General features: G+C 54.0%; 16 protein-coding genes. 2 read left to right on the top strand and 14 right to left on the bottom strand.

Going from position 1 to position 18,415, the window contains the following annotated elements:
- Nucleotides 1–8: 8 nt before the first annotated feature.
- The 13 genes from N7V53_RS22365 to N7V53_RS16535 form a co-directional block, all read right to left on the bottom strand.
- Nucleotides 9–161: a hypothetical protein gene (locus tag N7V53_RS22365; protein ID WP_347882225.1), complete on the bottom strand. Its 153-nt coding sequence runs from the start codon at nucleotides 159–161 to the stop codon at nucleotides 9–11.
- Nucleotides 162–294: 133 nt separating this feature from the next.
- Complete coding sequence (locus N7V53_RS16590) at nucleotides 295–699, bottom strand: hypothetical protein (protein WP_279794081.1); 405 nt, start codon at nucleotides 697–699, stop codon at nucleotides 295–297.
- Complete coding sequence (locus N7V53_RS16585; RefSeq protein ID WP_347882224.1) at nucleotides 696–2,342, bottom strand: RHS repeat-associated core domain-containing protein; 1,647 nt, start codon at nucleotides 2,340–2,342, stop codon at nucleotides 696–698. Before N7V53_RS16585 ends, N7V53_RS16590 begins: the two co-directional genes overlap by 4 nt.
- A 99-nt stretch (nucleotides 2,343–2,441) precedes the next feature.
- A complete protein-coding gene (locus N7V53_RS16580) occupies nucleotides 2,442–2,966 on the bottom strand; it encodes a hypothetical protein (RefSeq protein ID WP_279794079.1) in 525 nt (174 codons plus the stop codon).
- Between the two features lie 166 nt (nucleotides 2,967–3,132).
- Nucleotides 3,133–3,585 (bottom strand): SMI1/KNR4 family protein, encoded by a 453-nt coding sequence (locus N7V53_RS16575; RefSeq protein ID WP_279794077.1) that lies wholly within the window; start codon nucleotides 3,583–3,585, stop codon nucleotides 3,133–3,135.
- 37 nt (nucleotides 3,586–3,622) lie between these two features.
- The gene (locus N7V53_RS22360) at nucleotides 3,623–4,441 is read right to left on the bottom strand and encodes an RHS repeat-associated core domain-containing protein (protein ID WP_347882223.1); all 819 of its coding nucleotides are present in this window, start codon (nucleotides 4,439–4,441) and stop codon (nucleotides 3,623–3,625) included.
- A gap of 98 nt (nucleotides 4,442–4,539) precedes the next feature.
- Nucleotides 4,540–4,851 (bottom strand): hypothetical protein, encoded by a 312-nt coding sequence (locus tag N7V53_RS16565; RefSeq protein WP_279794075.1) that lies wholly within the window; start codon nucleotides 4,849–4,851, stop codon nucleotides 4,540–4,542.
- On the bottom strand, nucleotides 4,848–6,059 hold the full coding sequence (locus tag N7V53_RS16560; protein ID WP_347882222.1) for an RHS repeat-associated core domain-containing protein: 1,212 nt from the start codon (nucleotides 6,057–6,059) through the stop codon (nucleotides 4,848–4,850). Before N7V53_RS16560 ends, N7V53_RS16565 begins: the two co-directional genes overlap by 4 nt.
- Before the next feature lie 278 nt (nucleotides 6,060–6,337).
- Nucleotides 6,338–6,769 carry a hypothetical protein gene (locus tag N7V53_RS16555; RefSeq protein WP_279794073.1) on the bottom strand — a complete coding sequence of 144 codons (432 nt, stop codon included), beginning with the start codon at nucleotides 6,767–6,769 and terminating at the stop codon, nucleotides 6,338–6,340.
- Between the two features lie 16 nt (nucleotides 6,770–6,785).
- Entirely contained in the window at nucleotides 6,786–11,330 is a 4,545-nt protein-coding gene (locus N7V53_RS16550; protein WP_279794069.1) for an RHS repeat-associated core domain-containing protein, read from the bottom strand.
- Nucleotides 11,331–11,332: 2 nt separating this feature from the next.
- Nucleotides 11,333–11,752: a DcrB-related protein gene (locus tag N7V53_RS16545; protein WP_054802667.1), complete on the bottom strand. Its 420-nt coding sequence runs from the start codon at nucleotides 11,750–11,752 to the stop codon at nucleotides 11,333–11,335.
- Nucleotides 11,752–13,674, bottom strand: coding sequence for a type VI secretion system tip protein TssI/VgrG (gene tssI / locus N7V53_RS16540; RefSeq protein WP_279794066.1), 1,923 nt, complete (start codon nucleotides 13,672–13,674; stop codon nucleotides 11,752–11,754). The genes N7V53_RS16545 and tssI overlap by 1 nt, the downstream gene beginning before the upstream one ends.
- 387 nt (nucleotides 13,675–14,061) lie before the next feature.
- Nucleotides 14,062–15,261, bottom strand: a complete 1,200-nt coding sequence (locus N7V53_RS16535) for an NAD(P)/FAD-dependent oxidoreductase (RefSeq protein WP_128481944.1) — start codon at nucleotides 15,259–15,261, stop codon at nucleotides 14,062–14,064.
- A gap of 229 nt (nucleotides 15,262–15,490) precedes the next feature.
- On the opposite strand from N7V53_RS16535, the gene pitA reads away from it, so the two are divergent.
- Nucleotides 15,491–16,987, top strand: coding sequence for an inorganic phosphate transporter PitA (gene pitA, locus N7V53_RS16530; RefSeq protein WP_023481972.1), 1,497 nt, complete (start codon nucleotides 15,491–15,493; stop codon nucleotides 16,985–16,987).
- 175 nt (nucleotides 16,988–17,162) lie between these two features.
- On the opposite strand, the gene uspB is transcribed toward pitA, so the two are convergent.
- Entirely contained in the window at nucleotides 17,163–17,498 is a 336-nt protein-coding gene (gene uspB / locus N7V53_RS16525; protein ID WP_023481978.1) for a universal stress protein UspB, read from the bottom strand.
- Nucleotides 17,499–17,951: 453 nt separating this feature from the next.
- Between uspB and uspA the strand changes: the two genes are divergently transcribed.
- Nucleotides 17,952–18,389, top strand: a complete 438-nt coding sequence (gene uspA / locus N7V53_RS16520) for a universal stress protein UspA (protein ID WP_023482018.1) — start codon at nucleotides 17,952–17,954, stop codon at nucleotides 18,387–18,389.
- Nucleotides 18,390–18,415: the final 26 nt, after the last annotated feature.

Genomic DNA, 18,415 nt, shown 5'->3' with positions numbered 1-18,415 from the left:
TGCGTGCGTTACGGTTTGCGGGCATGGCGTCGCCACACCAGTTTTTCCGTGCAGTGGCGCAGCACGTCGTAGCGGTATTCAGCTCCGGTGTATTCCGCATCGCCGTCGATTTCCACCCGGCTTATGCGGTGCTCGTCGTCGTAGCTGAAGCGTTGCGTCACGCCTCGCTGCGATTCAAAAATAAAATATTATCGCTGTTAGGTTGATGCCACACTCCGGCTGAAGCACTAGCAAATGATGCATTTGCATAATGCCTTACTATTACAGAATATTTATTCTTCAATTCTAATGAGACTAAATAACTCTTTTTGTAACTTCAAGGTAGTGATTGTAAGTATCTTTACTAAAATACTTCCGCGCTAGATTATAACTATAATCATTTCCCATTAGCGCTTCAAAAAGGCAAGTATTCAGTATGTCTTGAAGATCGCTATTTTTTTTCAAAAAAAGCTCATCTATATAGTTAAATATTTTCACTACCTCTGTACGAATGGAGTCTTCATTGAATACCCCCCCTCTTAAATTCGAATAAAAATAATTTTGCGGAGTATCTTCATCCAACATAAAAATATTTATTATGTCAAGAGCATATGAGCCAAAAGCTCCATATATTAAGTAAGGATCATCTTCACCGTCATACGTTTCCTCGAAAGTAGGGAAGCGTTCTTTTAGTTCATCAATTGAATCATCTATTATCATGGGATTAATCCTAAAGCATGTTTGAGATCGTGCATCATATAACTGGCCAAGCTTCTATCCGAATCACTCAGGATTTCATTTCTATATCTCCCGCTTCCTGATGTGAGTTTCCTTAACGCCTCCAGATAACTTGACCCTTTAGCAATATGATCTGAGCCGCCAACTAATTGCCCTGTATTTTTTGTATGTAATATAGATGCAGCAGTTCCTCCATCGGGGATATTCGCTCCAGGACGATATAATTCTGAGAACATACTTTTCAACCTATTATTATCAATAGAATCAATAATCTGCTGCCTTTGAGAAGGGGAAATAGCATAATTATTTTTCCTTGCGCTCTTAAGTATATTAACCGAGCAGGGAGCGAGTCCTAGGAAGTCTATGCTAGAAAGCGGGTTACTAACGTAAGTATACACATTAAGCCCGCCCAGCAGACCAATCGGATCCATCTGCGTGTAACACCCGCCCGCCGGGTCGTAGTAGCGGAAGGTGTTGTAGTGCAGGCCCGTTTCGCGGTCCAGGTACTGGCCCTGGAAGCGCAGGTTCTGCGGGGTGTCCCAGTTTACCGGTGTGCTCTCGCGCAGGCTGCGGCCCCAGGCAGTGGAAGCGCCGCGCCAGACGGTGTCGCCGTTGCTGTCGGTCACGCTGTCCGGCAGGCCATTCAGTTCCGTTTGATACCAGAAGATGTCTGCGTGATCACCGTGGCTGTCGACGCGCGCCAGCGGCTCATAGCTGTTTTCGGTGTAGATATACTGCACCGCCGCGTCCGGGTCCCGGTCGCTGGTTTCACCCACCATCTGCAGGCCGGACCAGGCGTACTGCGTGCGTTCCGGTTTCCGGGCATGGCGTCGCCACACCTGTTTCTCCGTGCGGCGGCCCAGCGCGTCGTAGCGGTATTCTGCTTTTGTGAACTCCGCGTCGCCGTCTATTTCCACCCGGCTGATGCGGTGCTCGTCGTCATAGCTGAAGCGCTGCGTCACTCTCCGGTGCGTGTCGTGGCGCACGGCCATGCGCCCGAAACCGTCGTACTCACGGCTCACGCCGTCCAGGCGTTTCAGCAGGTTGTTCCACACCGGCTGCAGTTCCGGCGTGGTGCGGTTGTCCGCGGCGTCATACCAGAAACGCTCCTCGCCTTCCGGCTGCAGGCTCTGCGTCATGCGCCCGGCCGCGTCGTAGCCCCACAGGGACTGGCGGTACTTCTCCGCCGGGGTGGAGGGGGCGCCGTCGGTGTACATGCGGCGGATTATCTGGTCCGCGCGGTCCCACTGGTAGCGGCGCTCGGAGACCAGACGGTCGCGCAGGTTGTCCGTGCAGCGCCGGTGCGTGATACGCCCGGCCATGTCGTAGTGCGTCTCCAGCTCCAGCGCGCCCATCGTGCGGTGCGTTTCACGGTGCAGGCGGTCACGCTGGTAGCCGGTGACCGGCAGCGTTTTGCCGCTCAGGGAGAGCTGCATCTCCAGCAGGTGCCCGGTGCCGTAGCGCAGGAATTTCAGTTCCCGACCGTCCGGGAAGGTGGTGGCGCTGAGGTTGCTTAAGGCATCGTATTCATGCTGATAAACACCGGAATGGTTCTCCTCGCGGACCAGGTCGCCAAGCTTATTGCGCGCGAGGATGATGGCTTCGCTGTGCGCGGGCTCGCGCATCTCCACCGCGGCCTGACGCCACTCGGTGTAGGCAAACCGTGTTTCGCGCCCGTCGGTACGAATGCAGAATGGCGGGGTCCGACGGGGCTGTTAGAACACTTATTTCTTTAAAGCACTGGGATCAAATACGATTAGATCATGGCCTTTTAGACCACAAGGCCAGCCGCCTTTTTTATAGCAATCAAATATTTCCTCAAGAAGGCTATTACGTAGAGGATTATCTAAGAATCTCTTTATTGCCACTGTGGAGAGAACAAAAAAAGCATCTTCGCGAGCATCAGAAAATAAAAAATCATCATAATCGGTGTTGAGTTTTTTTACTTTTTTCTTCCTGTATTCCAATAAAACACCAGCATGTTGGATTTGTAAGTTTGCTAAATATTCATTAACAACCTCTTCCGCATCATCAAACTTATCATGAACCCTTAAATCTTTTCTATAATTTTCAAAAACATCCTTCCAGACTTTATATGGTGAGGGTAGATTTTGCTCAAAAGCAAATTCATAGGCGTCACTCAAAGAATCTGTGATTATATAACTTTTAACATCTTCTGCAGATAAACCTTTAAAAAAAGAATTTGTAAAAATAAAATCTATCGGTTCAAATACGTAACTTGTATTCATTACCCCCCTCCCTTACTGAAAATTTTGGCCCATACGTCGTTAACTTCACCAAGTCATCTTCTTTCAAGAATGTTGTAGTTTGCTCTGCTAGTAACAGAAGCTCGTTGAAAGCAATTTCGTTTATCAAAAAATAAAGGCAGGTTAAAACATATTGGCCACTGCAAAATCACAACTCTATTTCATGAAGGTTACCCAGGAATTCAGTAAAAGTCTCACTCACTTTATAAACATTAGACATATCAGGCGAATCACCCTCATCAGCCTCAAACTCATGATCCCAGAAATAAATTCCTTGATGTCCATTTACACCAATCAACACAAGGTTACCACCAGCATCATGCGCGATTGGCATTAATCCCTGAGGTACCCTATCTTTATACTGATCATAATACTTTTGTAAATTACTATATTTTTCCTTCCCTAAACTAAGAAACCAATCAACTGCAGAACCATCATCTCTATCAGAATAAAAGCTGAAAGCACTCGGGACTGGTTGGCCTCCGTTATATTTCTTTAAAAAATCTTTGTAATCCTCAGGAAAGGAACCGCCAACTCTTTTTTCAAAAGTTGTGATTTCTTCTGTACTAGCTGGAATATTATAGCTCACGATATTAACCATTATTATCTCCTGTTTGTGAGAATGCCACTAGAGTGCCTTACATCATCATGTATTTCAGTAGGAACAAGTTGCAAGTAACCAGAATCCTGATGATGATGCCATGTATAACCTCGAGGCTAGGATTATTTGGGCTGTAACCTGCAGCGATATCTGCGCGGCCAAAATAAACATATCTTGACTTACCAAGCGTTATAAACACGTTTTTAATAGAATACTGAGAAAAATCCGGGAACCCAGCATGGTTGAACGGGACGCTATGTTGATATTTGCTTCTGATATCAATAGGCAATTTTTCAATCGGATACATTTTGCCTGCAGATGCACTATTGATGGACCTTCTACCATTAATTTTTCTAACCAACGGACCACATGGCATTCTAGCCAGCTCCAACGGATCAACCACATAGGTATAGATGTTCAGCCCGCCCGCCAGACCAATCGGGTCCATCTCCGTGTAACCCCCGCCCGCCGGGTCGTAGTAGCGGAAGGTGTTGTAGTGCAGGCCCGTTTCACGGTCCAGGTACTGGCCCTGGAAGCGCAGGTTCTGCAGGGTGTCCCACTCGACAGGTGTGCTTTCCCGCAGGCTGCGGCCCCAGGCCGTAGAGGCTCCGCGCCAGACGGTGTCGCCGTTGCTGTCGGTCACGCTGTCCGGCAGGCCGTTCAGTTCCGTGTGGTACCAGAAGATATCCGCGTGCTCACTGTGGCTGTCGACGCGCGCCAGCGGCTCATAGCTGTTTTCGGTGTAGATATACTGCACCGCTGCGTCCGGGTGGCTGTCGCTGGTTTCCCCCACCATCTGCAGGCCGGACCAGGCGTACTGCGTGCGTTCCGGTTTCCGGACATGGCGTCGCCACACCTGTTTCTCGCTGTGGCGCTCAAACCTATTTATCTTATATGCTCTAAATTCTTTTAAATTACAGGCCAGTAAAATATACTAAAGCAATGCTTAATTATTTAATTAAATCGTGGATTGAATATTTTTTGACCTTTACATGGTGCTAGTTTTTTGAGATCTGCATGAATGCTGTTTTGTATGAATTCAAAAGCAGCCTCAATAGATTCGAAAGAAATTATCTCTTCTCGTTCATAGTCTTCCGCATCTATATTTTCGTCTAGGATATCATCTACAAAAACCTTATATTTCCCTTCCCACTTTTGAATTCCAACTGAAGACCAGAATACCTTTCCATTGTGTGAAAATGAAAAGCGCTGTCCTACTTGCTGCCCTTTCTCGATTTTTTCCATTAAATTTTTATCATTAATCATAAACCACCTGTAATATTAATTACGACTTTAACACCGTCTGTACGTTTAATGTTTATGTGTGGATATGTGCCATGATCATCACTAGGTGCATGGCCTCTTACTCTTCCCGTATTAGGATCAATTGCATAATCTTTATGATAAGCACCGCCCTCTTTAAAACGGTCCATTTTTCTTTTCTTTCGCACACCAATGGCATCTTGCGGCCCAACTCCTTTAACCTTCTGATAACCGGGAAATGCAGCGTGTAACAACTCATCCGCTTCCGCTTTTGTCCTAACTTCGACAATAGTATTTTTCCCACCAGTTCTCAGTGCATGGATTTTTTTCGCGCAAGGCAAGAGTCCCAACGGATCCACCCACCCCAGCGGATCAACCACATAGGTATAGGTATTCAGTCCGCCCGCCAGCCCTATCGGGTCCATCTGGGTGTAACACCCGCCCGCCGGGTCGTAGTAGCGGAAGGTGTTGTAGTGCAGGCCCGTTTCGCGGTCCAGGTACTGGCCCTGGAAGCGCAGGTTCTGCGGGGTGTCCCAGGTTACCGGTGTGCTTTCCCGCAGGCTGCGACCCCAGGCCGTAGAGGCTCCGCGCCAGACGGTGTCGCCGTTGCTGTCGGTCACGCTGTCCGGCAGGCCGTTCAGTTCTGTGTGGTACCAGAAGATGTCCGCATGCTCACCGTGGCTGTCGACGCGCGCCAGCGGTTCATAGCTGTTTTCGGTGTAGATATACTGCACCGCTGCGTCCGGGTGACTGTCGCTGGTTTCCCCCACCATCTGCAGACCGGACCAGGCGTACTGCGTGCGTTCCGGTTTACGGGCATGGCGTCGCCACACCTGTTTCTCCGTACGGCGGCCCAGCGCGTCGTAGCGGTATTCTGCTTTTGTGAACTCCGCGTCGCCGTCAATTTCCACCCGGCTGATGCGGTGCTCGTCATCGTAGCTGAAGCGCTGCGTCACTCTCCGGTGCGTGTCGTGGCGCACGGTCATACGCCCGAAACCGTCGTACTCACGGCTCACGCCGTCCAGGCGTTTCAGCAGGTTGTTCCATACCGGCTGCATCTCCGGCGTGGTGCGGTTGTCCGCGGCGTCATACCAGAAACGCTCTTCCCCTTCCGGCTGCAGGCTCTGCGTCATGCGCCCGGCCGCGTCGTAGCCCCACAGGGACTGGCGGTACTTCCCCGCCGGGGTGGAGGGCGCGCCGTCGGTGTACATGCGGCGGATTATCTGGTCCGCGCGGTCCCACTGGTAGCGGCGCTCCGAGACCAGACGGTCACGCAGGTTGTCGGCGCAGCGCCGGTGCGTGATACGCCCGGCAACATATTGATATTCACTATTAAGTCAATTCAATTACCCACGATGAACAATGAGGAATTATTATTTTAATAAAAAACATTAAAACCTATGGGTAAATATTACTTCCTTTGTTTTCATCTCAACATAAAAACACGTATGCTGCATTACGAAAAATACCAACCTATACCAAGCAGTTATTATACTCGCACCTCATAATTTGATGATATTATTTCGACGTAGCTATCATACCCTACCACTATAAAGTGTTTTAGGCTCAACCTATTATTTGGATCATATATCGCCCCCTTGGACTCTAAAACTTCCGAGTTAGATACCATGTAAACACCAGGATCAGAATGAATATCGTTTTTTTCCCAGTAACTAACTACGTCATTAGTTATTGACTCTATTACAAACTCACTATGATGAAACTCAAAAAAATTCAAAGATGTACACTTTAATTCCGCTACGTTATTAAACTGCAATTCCGCCTCACTATACTTATCATTCTTAAAATCGCTAAAAGTTTGAACTTCTACTTTTAGCCTTACACCACTTGACTCAGTATAAATTACTTCAAGATCTGTCGTAGATACTCTAAAATTTAATTTTTCAGGAACTAACAACATATATATACCCTCTAATTTACAAACATTTACCAATCGCTTTAACTAAACCGGTACCGTCTTTGTTCCTTGTAATATTTATGCTTCTTGATGGCGCTCTATATCTGATATCCTCCACTAAGTGTTTCGGAACATGTTCATAAGGAACATATATTGCGTTTTGAGGAAGTTTACCAGCTTCAACTAAAGCAGCTAACCCTCTATTATTCAAAGTTACAGCCTTACCTGTGGCAGGATCTCTCGTATAAGAAATGACAAACGTATCTGGACTAATCTTACCGGATTTAATATCTGCAGCGACATCTAATATTGGACGACCAGCAATGGAATCGGCGGCTTGACTCCCAATATTACTAAATTTTGGAGCAATTCGGTTTTGCCCAAAGTGCAAATCTTTCGGGAAGTCTGTTATTTCTCCATGAATAAACGGGTCAAAACTACTCAACCCCAACGGATCCACCCACACCAGCGGATCAACCACATAGGTATAGGTATTCAGCCCGCCCAGCAGCCCTATCGGGTCCATCTGCGTATAGCACCCGCCCGCCGGGTCGTAGTAGCGGAAGGTGTTGTATTGCAGGCCAGTTTCACGATCCAGGTACTGGCCCTGGAAACGCAGGTTCTGCGGGGTGTCCCAGGTTACCGGTGTGCTTTCCCGCAGGCTGCGACCCCAGGCCGTAGAGGCTCCGCGCCAGACGGTGTCGCCGTTGCTGTCGGTCACGCTGTCCGGCAGGCCGTTCAGTTCTGTGTGGTACCAGAAGATGTCCGCATGCTCACCGTGGCTGTCGACGCGCGCCAGCGGTTCATAGCTGTTTTCGGTGTAGATATACTGCACCGCTGCGTCCGGGTGACTGTCGCTGGTTTCCCCCACCATCTGCAGACCGGACCAGGCGTACTGCGTGCGTTCCGGTTTACGGGCATGGCGTCGCCACACCTGTTTCTCCGTACGGCGGCCCAGCGCGTCGTAGCGGTATTCTGCTTTTGTGAACTCCGCGTCGCCGTCAATTTCCACCCGGCTGATGCGGTGCTCGTCATCGTAGCTGAAGCGCTGCGTCACTCTCCGGTGCGTGTCGTGGCGCACGGTCATACGCCCGAAACCGTCGTACTCACGGCTCACGCCGTCCAGGCGTTTCAGCAGGTTGTTCCATACCGGCTGCATCTCCGGCGTGGTGCGGTTGTCCGCGGCGTCATACCAGAAACGCTCTTCCCCTTCCGGCTGCAGGCTCTGCGTCATGCGCCCGGCCGCATCGTAACCCCACAGGGACTGGCGGTACTTCTCCGCCGGGGTGGACGGTGCGCCGTCGGTGTACATGCGGCGGATTATCTGGTCCGCGCGGTCCCACTGGTAGCGGCGCTCGGAGACCAGACGGTCGCGCAGGTTGTCGGTGCAGCGCCGGTGCGTGATGCGCCCGGCCATGTCGTAGTGCGTCTCCAGCTCCAGCGCGCCCATTGTGCGGTGCGTCTCCCGGTGCAGGCGGTCACGCTGGTAGCCGGTGACCGGCAGCGTTTTGCCGCTCAGGGAGAGCTGCATCTCCAGCAGATGTCCGGTGCCGTAGCGCAGGAATTTCAGTTCCCGCCCGTCAGGGAAGGTGGTGGCGCTGAGGTTGCTTAAGGCATCGTACTCATGCTGATAGACGCCGGAGTGGTTCTCCTCGCGGACCAGGTCGCCAAGCTTATTGCGCGCCAGAATGATGACGTCGCTGTGCGCCGGCTCGCGCATCTCCACCGCGGCCTGACGCCACTCGGTGTAGGCATAACGGCGGATTTCAGTGGTCAGCGCGCTGTAGCGGTACTCGGTGCGGTGCTCCGGGGTTTCCCGCGCCGTCATGCGCCCGAGGGCGTCATATTCATAATTCAGCACCTGCGCCGGCAGGTCGCTGCCACGCTCCGGGTGACGTACCAGAGAAGCCACCTGCTGCGCGGCGTTGTAGTGATACTCCGTCTGCCGCCCGGCGTAATCCTGCTGACAGGTCAGCAACCCGGTCGGGGTGTAGTCGAAACGCCACTCCTGGTTGTTGGCGTTGGTCAGCGTCACCAGACGGCCCGCCCGGTTGAAGCGGAAACGAGTCACATGCCCTGCCGGGTCGGTGGCTTCCGTCACCTGGCCGCGCGCGTTGAGCTTCACCCTGCGCGTGCTGACGCCGTCGACGCTCTGGCCGCAGAGCAGGCCGGATTTTGTGTAGCTGAACTGCGTCTCGCGCCCGTCGGCACGAATATAGGTCTGCAGGCGACCGGCGGGGCTCCAGACGTAGCGGTCCGTATTGCCGAGCGGGTCGGTGCTGCGGATAAGACGCCCGGCGCCATCATACTGATTCTGACTTTGGTTGCCGGAGCAGTCCTCCTCGCGGATCAGCTGGCCCAGCGCATCCCACCAGAAGCGGTGGCTGTTCTCCAGCCCATCAATGCGGCGGATTAAATCGCCCTGATCGTTCCACTCAAAGCGCGTCACGCTGCCTTCCGGATCGGTCAGCGCCACCACATCGCCCGCCAGACTGTATTCGTACTGCCAGACGCCGCCGTCCGGCAGCACCTCTTTTAACGGGAAGTCATACAGCGGATGCCAGGTTTTCAGCGTTGCGCGTTCGAGCGGGTCGCGCTCCAGTGTCATATTGCCGCGATCGTCCCAGGCATACTCCCAGCGCCCACCATCCGGCTGCACGGCTGACAGCAGCTGTTCGGACTGTCCCGCCCAGTTGAACTGCCACTTACCGCCGTGCACATCGGTGTACGCAGTGATGCGGTAGATCTCATCCCAGTAGTGTTCGCTGACCACGCCTTCATCGTTGCTGACGCGGGCGTAGCGTTTGCTCTCATCGGCGTCGATACGCCAGTTTTCCAGCACCGTGCCCTGCTCGTCGTGAACCTGGTACGCCTTCACGCGCCAGTGTTCGGCGTCTGCGCCCGGCTGCCACTGGTAATGCACTTTCAGGCCGGTCGAGAAGCTGTGCCAGGCCAGCATATCGCTGGCGCGATCCCAGCCAAACTGACGGGTTACCACATCATCGGCATCGATGACTGCAATCAGCTGCGCCTGGTCGTTGTAGCGATAGCTCACCAGCAGCTGGCGTGCGCCGTCGACAATCTGGTAAACCGCGCGTAAGCGCCCGCTATGGGCGTCGTACTCAAGTTCGACATCCAGCGCTTCGTTGTCACTGGAGATACGCGCCAGCTGGCCCTGTTCGTTCCAGCTGAAGTAGTGGGCGTTTTCATGGCGGTCGTAGATGCGGTGCATGCGCCACTCGCCGGGGCGGGTAGGATCCGGTTCATAAACCTGATGATCGCCTTCGCCGGTCTGGATCGCGATCGCGCCGTTCGGGCTGGAGAAGAGCCTGAGCCCCTCGTCCGGATAGGAGATCATATCGCCGCTGAGTACTTCACCAAGCCCCAGCTCACGCCCGCTCATATCCTTGAAAATCAGCTGATTGTCCGCCAGACGGTAAAGACGCGTCTCAAACGGCATCATCCAGCCGGGGCCAAACATGCCGGAGGCGCGGTTGCGGCTGTTGTAGATACGCTGCCAGTAGAGCGGCATACGATCCGGCAGCACAAAGTCGAGATCCTCCTCTTTGGCGAGGATCTTTGCGCCGCTGGCAATATTGACCGGGAAAGCGGTGCTCGCCGCGGAGACAAGAACGGAGGAAATCGTATCTGAAACCACCGCGCTGCCAAAAGCGCAGACGATGTTTTTCAGCACGCTGCGGGTTAGCATGCGTCGGCAGAGCATTCTTGCCAGATTCGCCAGTTCCCCCACCCCCAGCGAGCCGACAATCGCGCCCAGCATATAGGCCAGCTGGTTCTTGCCGCTGCGAATATCACGAACGGTGATCGTGTCGCCACCGATGCGTACACGGGGATTTTCACTGACTTTGATTTCCGCTTCGCAGGTGCTCTTCTCACCATTGCGCGCTGCGGGCTGATTATTAATTAAGACGCTTTTGGAACCCTGGGCGATAAAGTTACTGCTGGTGACCGCATGGCCTTTTTTGCAGTCGACGTTATCGAGTGGCATCGGAGTCGCATGGGGATCGGCGCTTTCAACCAGCGGTTGCGAAAGCGATTCCCACAGGTTCGAGCCCCACTTTTTCATATCATCAAGGGTAAGACCTTTAGCGCGTTCGGCAATCGCCATTGCCATGGCACCAGGTACCAGGGCGAGCTTTGCAGCCTCCGCCGCGGTGGCCAGCGCCAGCATACCAACGGCTGCCCAGTCGATACTCTCTTCAGGAGCAGGAGGCGCGAGCAGATAATCACGATCCACGGTTCCGGCGGCACGTGCGGCTTTTTTGCCCATGATATGCACGTTCTCAGAGCCGGTGACGATATGCGCGTCGGGGGGCCCGGGGTCTATCAGGCTGTCGACCAGCTTCCCGGCGGCATCGCCGATTTTTTCCAGATCGCCGCTCAGGACCAGTGCGGCAATCACCACACCGCCTACTATTGCACCGACACCGGAAAAGATGATCCCGGCGATAATCGCCCCTTCCACAACAGCGCCAACAAAATCTGCCAGCGCCGAGCTGTGAATCAGTGGGTCATCAATACGGGCCGCGATGTAATCCGTCATCGTTACGCCCCTAACTGTAAGCCCGATTTAATCGACGCCCAGAAGGCATCAGCCGGCGCGTCAAACGGCGCGGTGCGGCTGAACGTCAGCACCAGAAGATGATCCTCCACGCGGGTGATGGCCAGTTTCTCATGCACCAGCACGCCCTGGTTTTCAAAGCGCAGTGAAACTTCACGGGCAGGCTGGTTCGCCACCTGGCTATCTCCCACTTCGCCCATTACTACCTTCTTCATGCTGCGCTTCACTTTCGCCAGCTGCTGGCTGATAAACGCCTCTTCCTCGCCTGCCTTGATGTCCCACGCACGGGTGATCACCAGCGTCGCGTTGCTCTCGTTAAAGCGCAGCACGTTAATGCTGCGATCCTGGCATGCTTCCGGCAGGTTGAGGATGCCTTCCGAAACAACAAACTGTGCGGTCGCCATTATTTATCTTTCCCTTGATCAAATGCTTTTGTAACCGCGGCCTGGATTTGGTCGATGGTGGGGGCAACATCGTCATGTTTTTGCGGTGTTGATAAGTTCAAATCCAGCAATCCCTTGGTATTAATCTGCCCACTGCCCAGCGCGTCGATTTTAAAATCATTGCACTGCAGTGTGACCGTGCCGTTGGCACCCAGTATCAGGGCCGATTGTCCGGTAACGAGTTTGATGCTCGAGCCAGAGGCGAGTGTCAGATTGCCCTGAACCTTCTGCGTAAAATCGCCGCCGATCACTTCGTCGTGGGAAAGCTGCGTCGCCTGGAAGTGGGTTCCAGCCACTTTGCCGCTGTGATCGCGCGTGATGTTGACGGTCTGTGAGCCGCCAACGCTGCGCGTCTCATCATTTTTCACATGGGTATCAAGGTTACGCTCGGCCTGGATCCACACCTGCTCTTCGCCCGCTTTATCTTCAAAGCGCAGGGCGTTGGCGTTATCTACCGAGCCATCTTTCGAGCGGCTGAGGAAGCCCATCTGCGTTGCGGCGGCAGGCAGCGCCCAGGGCGGCATGCTCGCTTCGTTGTATACGCGGCCGGTGACTATCGGGCGGTCCGGGTCGCCGTTGATAAAGTCGATGACGACTTCGTCGCCGACGCGCGGGATCTGTACCCCGCCATAGCCCTGTCCGGCCCAGGCGCTGGAGACGCGCACCCAGCAGGAGCTGGTGTCATCGCCTTTCGCCAGCCGGTCCCAGTGGAACTTCACTTTTATGCGGCCATATTTATCCGTCCAGATGCTCTCTCCCTGCGGGCCAACGACGCGCGCGGTCTGCGGGCCGTAAGTGCGCGGCCAGGGAGTGTGCTGCGGCGGGCGAAACACCACCGAGGAGGGAATAACGCTGAAGTCGATGCGGTGCACCGTCTGGCTGTCGGCACCACTGGCGTAGCGGTTCTCTTCAAAATTGTAGTGGGCGGCGGTGACAAGATATTCGCCATTGTCATTAAAGAACGCGGCGTTGGTCAGCTGGAAAGTGCAGCCCGGCGCAATTCCGATTGCCGTTGCGGTGCCTTCGATTTGCTGATGCTCAACCTGCCAGCGCTCCTGGCGAATACGGGCGTAGAATTCACCGTGCCCATGCTCGACGAAGCGGCCCGGCCAGTCGTAGACATCAATAGCGCCGGGCGACGGAGAGTTCGGGTTTTGCCGCGCCTGGAAAAGCCAGGCGTTCGGTTTGCGGAAATCGTAATCATCCAGGCTATAAATCCCTGGCGTCACGCTATCTTCCAGCGCCCACTGGCTGATCCCCTCTTCATCGGTACTGCCGCCCGATGGCGTCTGGTGATAGGGAATAAATTCATAGCCGCTAAAGGGCTGATGTTGGGTAGCCGCGTCGGTCAGCACCAGCGTGTGTTTGTCCGCTTCATGCCTGAAATGGTAGGCGATGCCTTCCAGCTCCATCAAACGGCTGATGAAATCGAAGCTGCTCTCCTGGTACTGCACGCAGTACTCCCACGTGCGGTAGCTGCCTGTCAGCTTATCTTCAATATTGGCCTGGTATTCGCCCAGCAGGGTTTTCACGATTTGCGGCACCGTCTGTCCCTGGAAAATACGCAGGTTGCGGTCGCGCTTCATCGGCCAGAGATCCGACTCTACGGTAAGTTGGTAAACGGCATAACGCGTACCGCTCAGTTCGACGGCGCTTACGGCGACGCGGGTGATTTTACCGTTAAGGTAGCGGCTGCCGGACAAACCCTGGGTTGGCAGGGTGACGGTGACCGGTTTACCGAGCAGCTGGCTGCGATCCATGCGCGCGTCAGTCCCGAGCAATTGCAGGGTAAAGGAGAATGCTTCGGACAGGGCTTCACGACCAGAAATTTTCCAGAAGAGCAGCCCCTCGGCAGGTAACTGAACAGTGATGCGATTGCTCATAAAGCGGATCCTGACATAAAACGCACCACTCCAGGCGCGTTCATCGGTTTAACGTGGCGGGCTTGATAGAAAGCTACCGCACCCTTTCTGAAAGCGAAAAGGCCTCTATTGTCTGATTTTTCGGCGAAATAAGTGCCAGGAATTATCCTAATCCATAGCAAGCCTACCAAAAAAAGCGTCTGTTTTTAGCGAGTTAATGAAGCTCCCGCAAAAATAAAGACGCTTAAATCAATGGCCTTCAGCGTAATTTGCTTTAAGTGAAAAGGATTGTGTGAGTGCGCAGCCGCAGAGTCAAATGCTCACATTGCGGTTTCGCGAGGGCTCTCGCAATTTATTGCCTGAAAAATGAACGTTGCTGGCGGTAAACCGTGGGCGATCGAAAAACGCTTATGCCTCTTGCTCCGCCAGCGCCTGTGCGCAGGCCCACGCGCTGGACCATGCCCACTGGAAGTTGTAGCCCCCCAGCCAACCGGTCACATCCATCACTTCGCCAATAAAATAGAGCCCCGGCACGTTTCGCGCTTCCATCGTGCGCGACGAGAGTTCATGGGTATCCACGCCGCCGAGCGTTACCTCTGCGGTGCGGTAACCTTCGGTGCCATTGGGCTGGACGCGCCATGCGGTCAGGGTCTCGACCAGCTTCTCCTGGTCACGGCTATTGAGCTGCTTCAGCGTCACATCGGGGATCTGCCCGAGCTGCTGCAAACACTCCACCAGCCGTTTTGGCAACTGCATGCCGAGGGTGTTTTTCAGGCTCTGATTAGGGTGCGCATCGCGCTGCTGATTGAGGAACTCTGCCAGATCGCACTCCGGCACTAAGTTAATGGTGACGAACTCGCCCGGCAGCCAGTAGCTGGAGATTTGCAGCACCGCAGGCCCCGACAGACCGCGATGGGTAAAGAGCAGGTTTTCGCGAAATACCGTCCCGTTTTCAGCGGTGATCACAGAGGGTACAGAGACGCCGGAGAGGGTCTGCACCTGCTCGAGTAAAGGTTTGTGCAGAGTAAAGGGCACCAGACCGGCGCGGGTCGGCAGCACCTTCAGCCCAAACTGCTCGGCTATTTTGTAGCCAAAAGGCGAAGCGCCCAGCCCCGGCATCGACAGCCCGCCGGAGGCGATCACCAGTTTCGCCGCCTGCACCGTGCCGCCGTTCAGCTGTAAGGTGTAGCCGTTGTCATCACGCTCGACGGAGAGGATTTCCGTGCGCAGGCGCTGGGTGACATTGCCCTTCTCGCACTCCGCCACCAGCAGATCGACAATCTGCTGCGCGGAGTCGTCGCAAAAGAGCTGGCCGAGCGTCTTCTCATGCCAGGCGATGCCGTGTTTACCCACCAGATCGATAAAATCCCACTGGGTGTAGCGTGCAAGAGCAGATTTACAAAAATGGGGGTTCTGGCTTAAGTAAGCCGCCGGTTCGACATAAAGATTGGTGAAGTTGCAGCGCCCGCCGCCGGACATCAGGATCTTACGCCCCGGCTTTTTGCCGTTATCCAGCAGCAGCACGCGCTGGCCCGCTTGCCCCGCCAGCGCCGCACAAAACATCCCCGCCGCGCCAGCACCGACTATAATGGCATCAAAGCTTTCCACATCTTCACCCTCTCTCTTACCTGGTCGCGAATTGTAAAGAGTTCAGGCTGGTCACACCAGCGCGGCGTGGTGAGAAAAGAAACATGCCATTGAAATTTATAAGATAATTTTAGAAATTCAGCGGAATGTAAGCGATGATGTCAAAAAAAGTCGATATTTCACTTTGCCCATACCGCCAATGTCCCTGATAATGCGCGGCGTTCGTGTCCCCAAAATGGCTTAACGACCTATGGTACATTTGTTTGCCGGCCTGGATCTCCATACCGGGCTACTCCTCGTGCTTGCACTGGTTTTTGTTCTGTTTTACGAGGCCATTAACGGCTTCCACGACACAGCGAATGCCGTTGCAACCGTGATTTATACACGCGCTATGCGTTCTCAGCTGGCGGTTGTGATGGCGGCAGTGTTTAACTTCTTCGGCGTTTTGCTGGGCGGGTTAAGCGTTGCGTATGCCATTGTGCATATGTTGCCAACCGATCTGTTGCTGAATGTTAGCTCCGCACACGGCCTGGCGATGGTCTTTTCCATGCTGCTGGCTGCCATTATCTGGAACCTCGGCACCTGGTATCTGGGCCTGCCTGCTTCCAGTTCTCACACCCTGATTGGCGCAATTATCGGTATTGGTTTAACCAATGCACTGATGACCGGCACCTCGGTGGTCGACGCGCTGAACATCCCGAAAGTGCTGAATATCTTTGGTTCGCTGATCGTTTCACCGATCGTCGGCCTGGTATTTGCCGGTGGATTGGTATTCCTGCTGCGTCGCTACTGGAGCAGCACCAAGAAACGTGCGCGTATCCATATGACGCCTGCGGAACGTGAGAAGATCGACGGCAAGAAAAAGCCGCCTTTCTGGACGCGTATCGCACTGATCCTCTCTGCTATCGGCGTCAGCTTCTCTCATGGGGCAAACGACGGTCAGAAAGGTATCGGCCTGATTATGCTGGTGCTGATCGGCGTTGCGCCGGCGGGCTTCGTGGTTAATATGAACGCCTCCGGTTACGACATCACCCGTACGCGGGATGCCGTCAACAACGTGGAAACCTACTTCCAGCAACATCCGGCGCTGCTGCAAAAAGCGACCGGTGTCGATCCGCTGATCCCAACGCCGGAAGAAGTAGCCACTAAGCCTGGCGAGTTTCATTGCCACGCGGGCCGCGCTATCACTGCGCTGGACCGTGCGAAAGCGATGCTCACCGGGATTGAAAACTACGATCAGATCCCGCTGGAACAGCGCGGACAGCTGCGCCGGATTATGCTCTGCCTCTCCGATATCACGGATAAAGTGGCGAAGCAGCCGGAGATCGGTGCCGACGATCAGCGTCTGCTGAAGAAACTGAAAGGCGATATGCTCAGCACCATCGAGTACGCGCCAATCTGGATCATCATGGCAGTCGCGCTGGCGCTGGGTCTGGGGACGATGATTGGCTGGCGTCGTGTTGCCACCACCATCGGCGAGAAGATCGGTAAGAAAGGCATGACCTATGCTCAGGGGATGTCCGCGCAGATGACCGCAGCGGTGTCGATTGGTCTGGCAAGCTATACCGGTATGCCGGTCTCGACCACCCACGTGCTCTCATCGTCCGTAGCCGGTACGATGATTGTCGACGGCGGCGGTCTGCAGCGTAAAACCGTGACCAACATTCTGATGGCCTGGATCTTCACGCTGCCGGCGTCGATTATCCTCTCCGGCGGTCTGTACTGGATTGCGCTGAAGCTGATTTAACGTAAGCTTCAGAGAGACGAAAAAACGGGTCAGGAAACTGACCCGTTTTTTTATTGCCGGAACCGTGCTGATTGCCGGATGGCGGCTCGCGCCTTATCCGGCCTACGCGAAAGCTCAGCCCGGTCCCCGTAGGACTGATAAGCGCAGCGCCATCAGGCATTTATCAAAACAGCGCTCAGTGCCAAATCATCAGCCCAATCAGGCTCAGCACCACCAGCCCGCATAACGAACTGGTCAAAATAAACAGGTGGCGCACCCGCTCGCAGCGGCGAATAAACTCATCGTCATGGTGATCGCGGTAACGTTGGGCATAGATGTACCACACCAGCCGCATCTGCTTGCTCGGCTGACCGTGGGCGGTAAAAAACCCGCCGCCATCGACATATTGATACAGCAAGGGATCGCATCCGCGAAGTACCACCAACAGGGCGCGCAGCGATGAGTAATAACGCGCCATGTTCACCACACACACCACACACAAAGCCCAAAATAGCGCAACAGTGCTGATCACCATATCCCCTCCCCGGCGAGAGCCCACAGAGTTTCACTCCAGCGCTCACGCTCCTGAAAACCCCACTAAGGTAGACAACAAAGAGTGTAACCAAGGCTCCGGACGGACCACAACGAAGGCGATGTTCCGTAGTTGACCTCGCGCAAAGAAACAGGACAACTTCGGGACACCGTCTCTCTCTTCCGTACGGTTTCTTAATAGTGTAGGAGATAGCGCTCTTTTTTTGCCACAAGCGAACGCATATCCCTGCATCTCGCTGTAAATATTACGTAAGTGAATCGTGATCCAGGTTGATTGACGGTGCTGTTAGAGCGTTATAAGGTAGGAATCATTTTGAATGCGACCTGAAAAGTCGGGCGCAACGCTCACGTACAACGCAGGATGCGAGCGCAGCGCAACCCCATCAGGGTTTCCCCCGGATGGCCATCGACAACTTATGGAAGGAGTAACATTATGGCTTACAAACACATCCTTATCGCCGTCGATCTCTCCCCTGAAAGCAAGCTGCTGGTTGATAAAGCCGTCTCTATGGCGCGCCCTTACAACGCAAAGATTTCACTGATTCATGTCGATGTGAACTACTCCGATCTCTACACCGGCCTTATCGACGTTAACCTCGGCGATATGCAAAAGCGCATCTCCGACGAAACGCACCATGCGCTGACGGAGCTCTCCACCAACGCAGGCTATCCGATTACCGAAACCCTCAGCGGCAGCGGCGATCTGGGCCAGGTGCTGGTCGACGCGATCAAAAAATATGATATGGATTTGGTGGTGTGCGGCCATCATCAGGACTTCTGGAGCAAACTGATGTCCTCCGCGCGCCAGCTGATTAACACCGTTCATGTGGATATGCTGATTGTCCCGCTGCGCGATGAAGAGGACGAATAATCGTTCGTTGACCTTTCATCAGTAGC

The organism is Kosakonia sp. HypNH10 (assembly GCF_029850615.1).
In the GTDB taxonomy this organism is placed as follows: Bacteria; Pseudomonadota; Gammaproteobacteria; order Enterobacterales; family Enterobacteriaceae; genus Kosakonia; species Kosakonia cowanii.
Note: the sequence above shows the minus strand (reverse complement) of the source record. Positions and strands in the feature narration are given on the sequence as shown.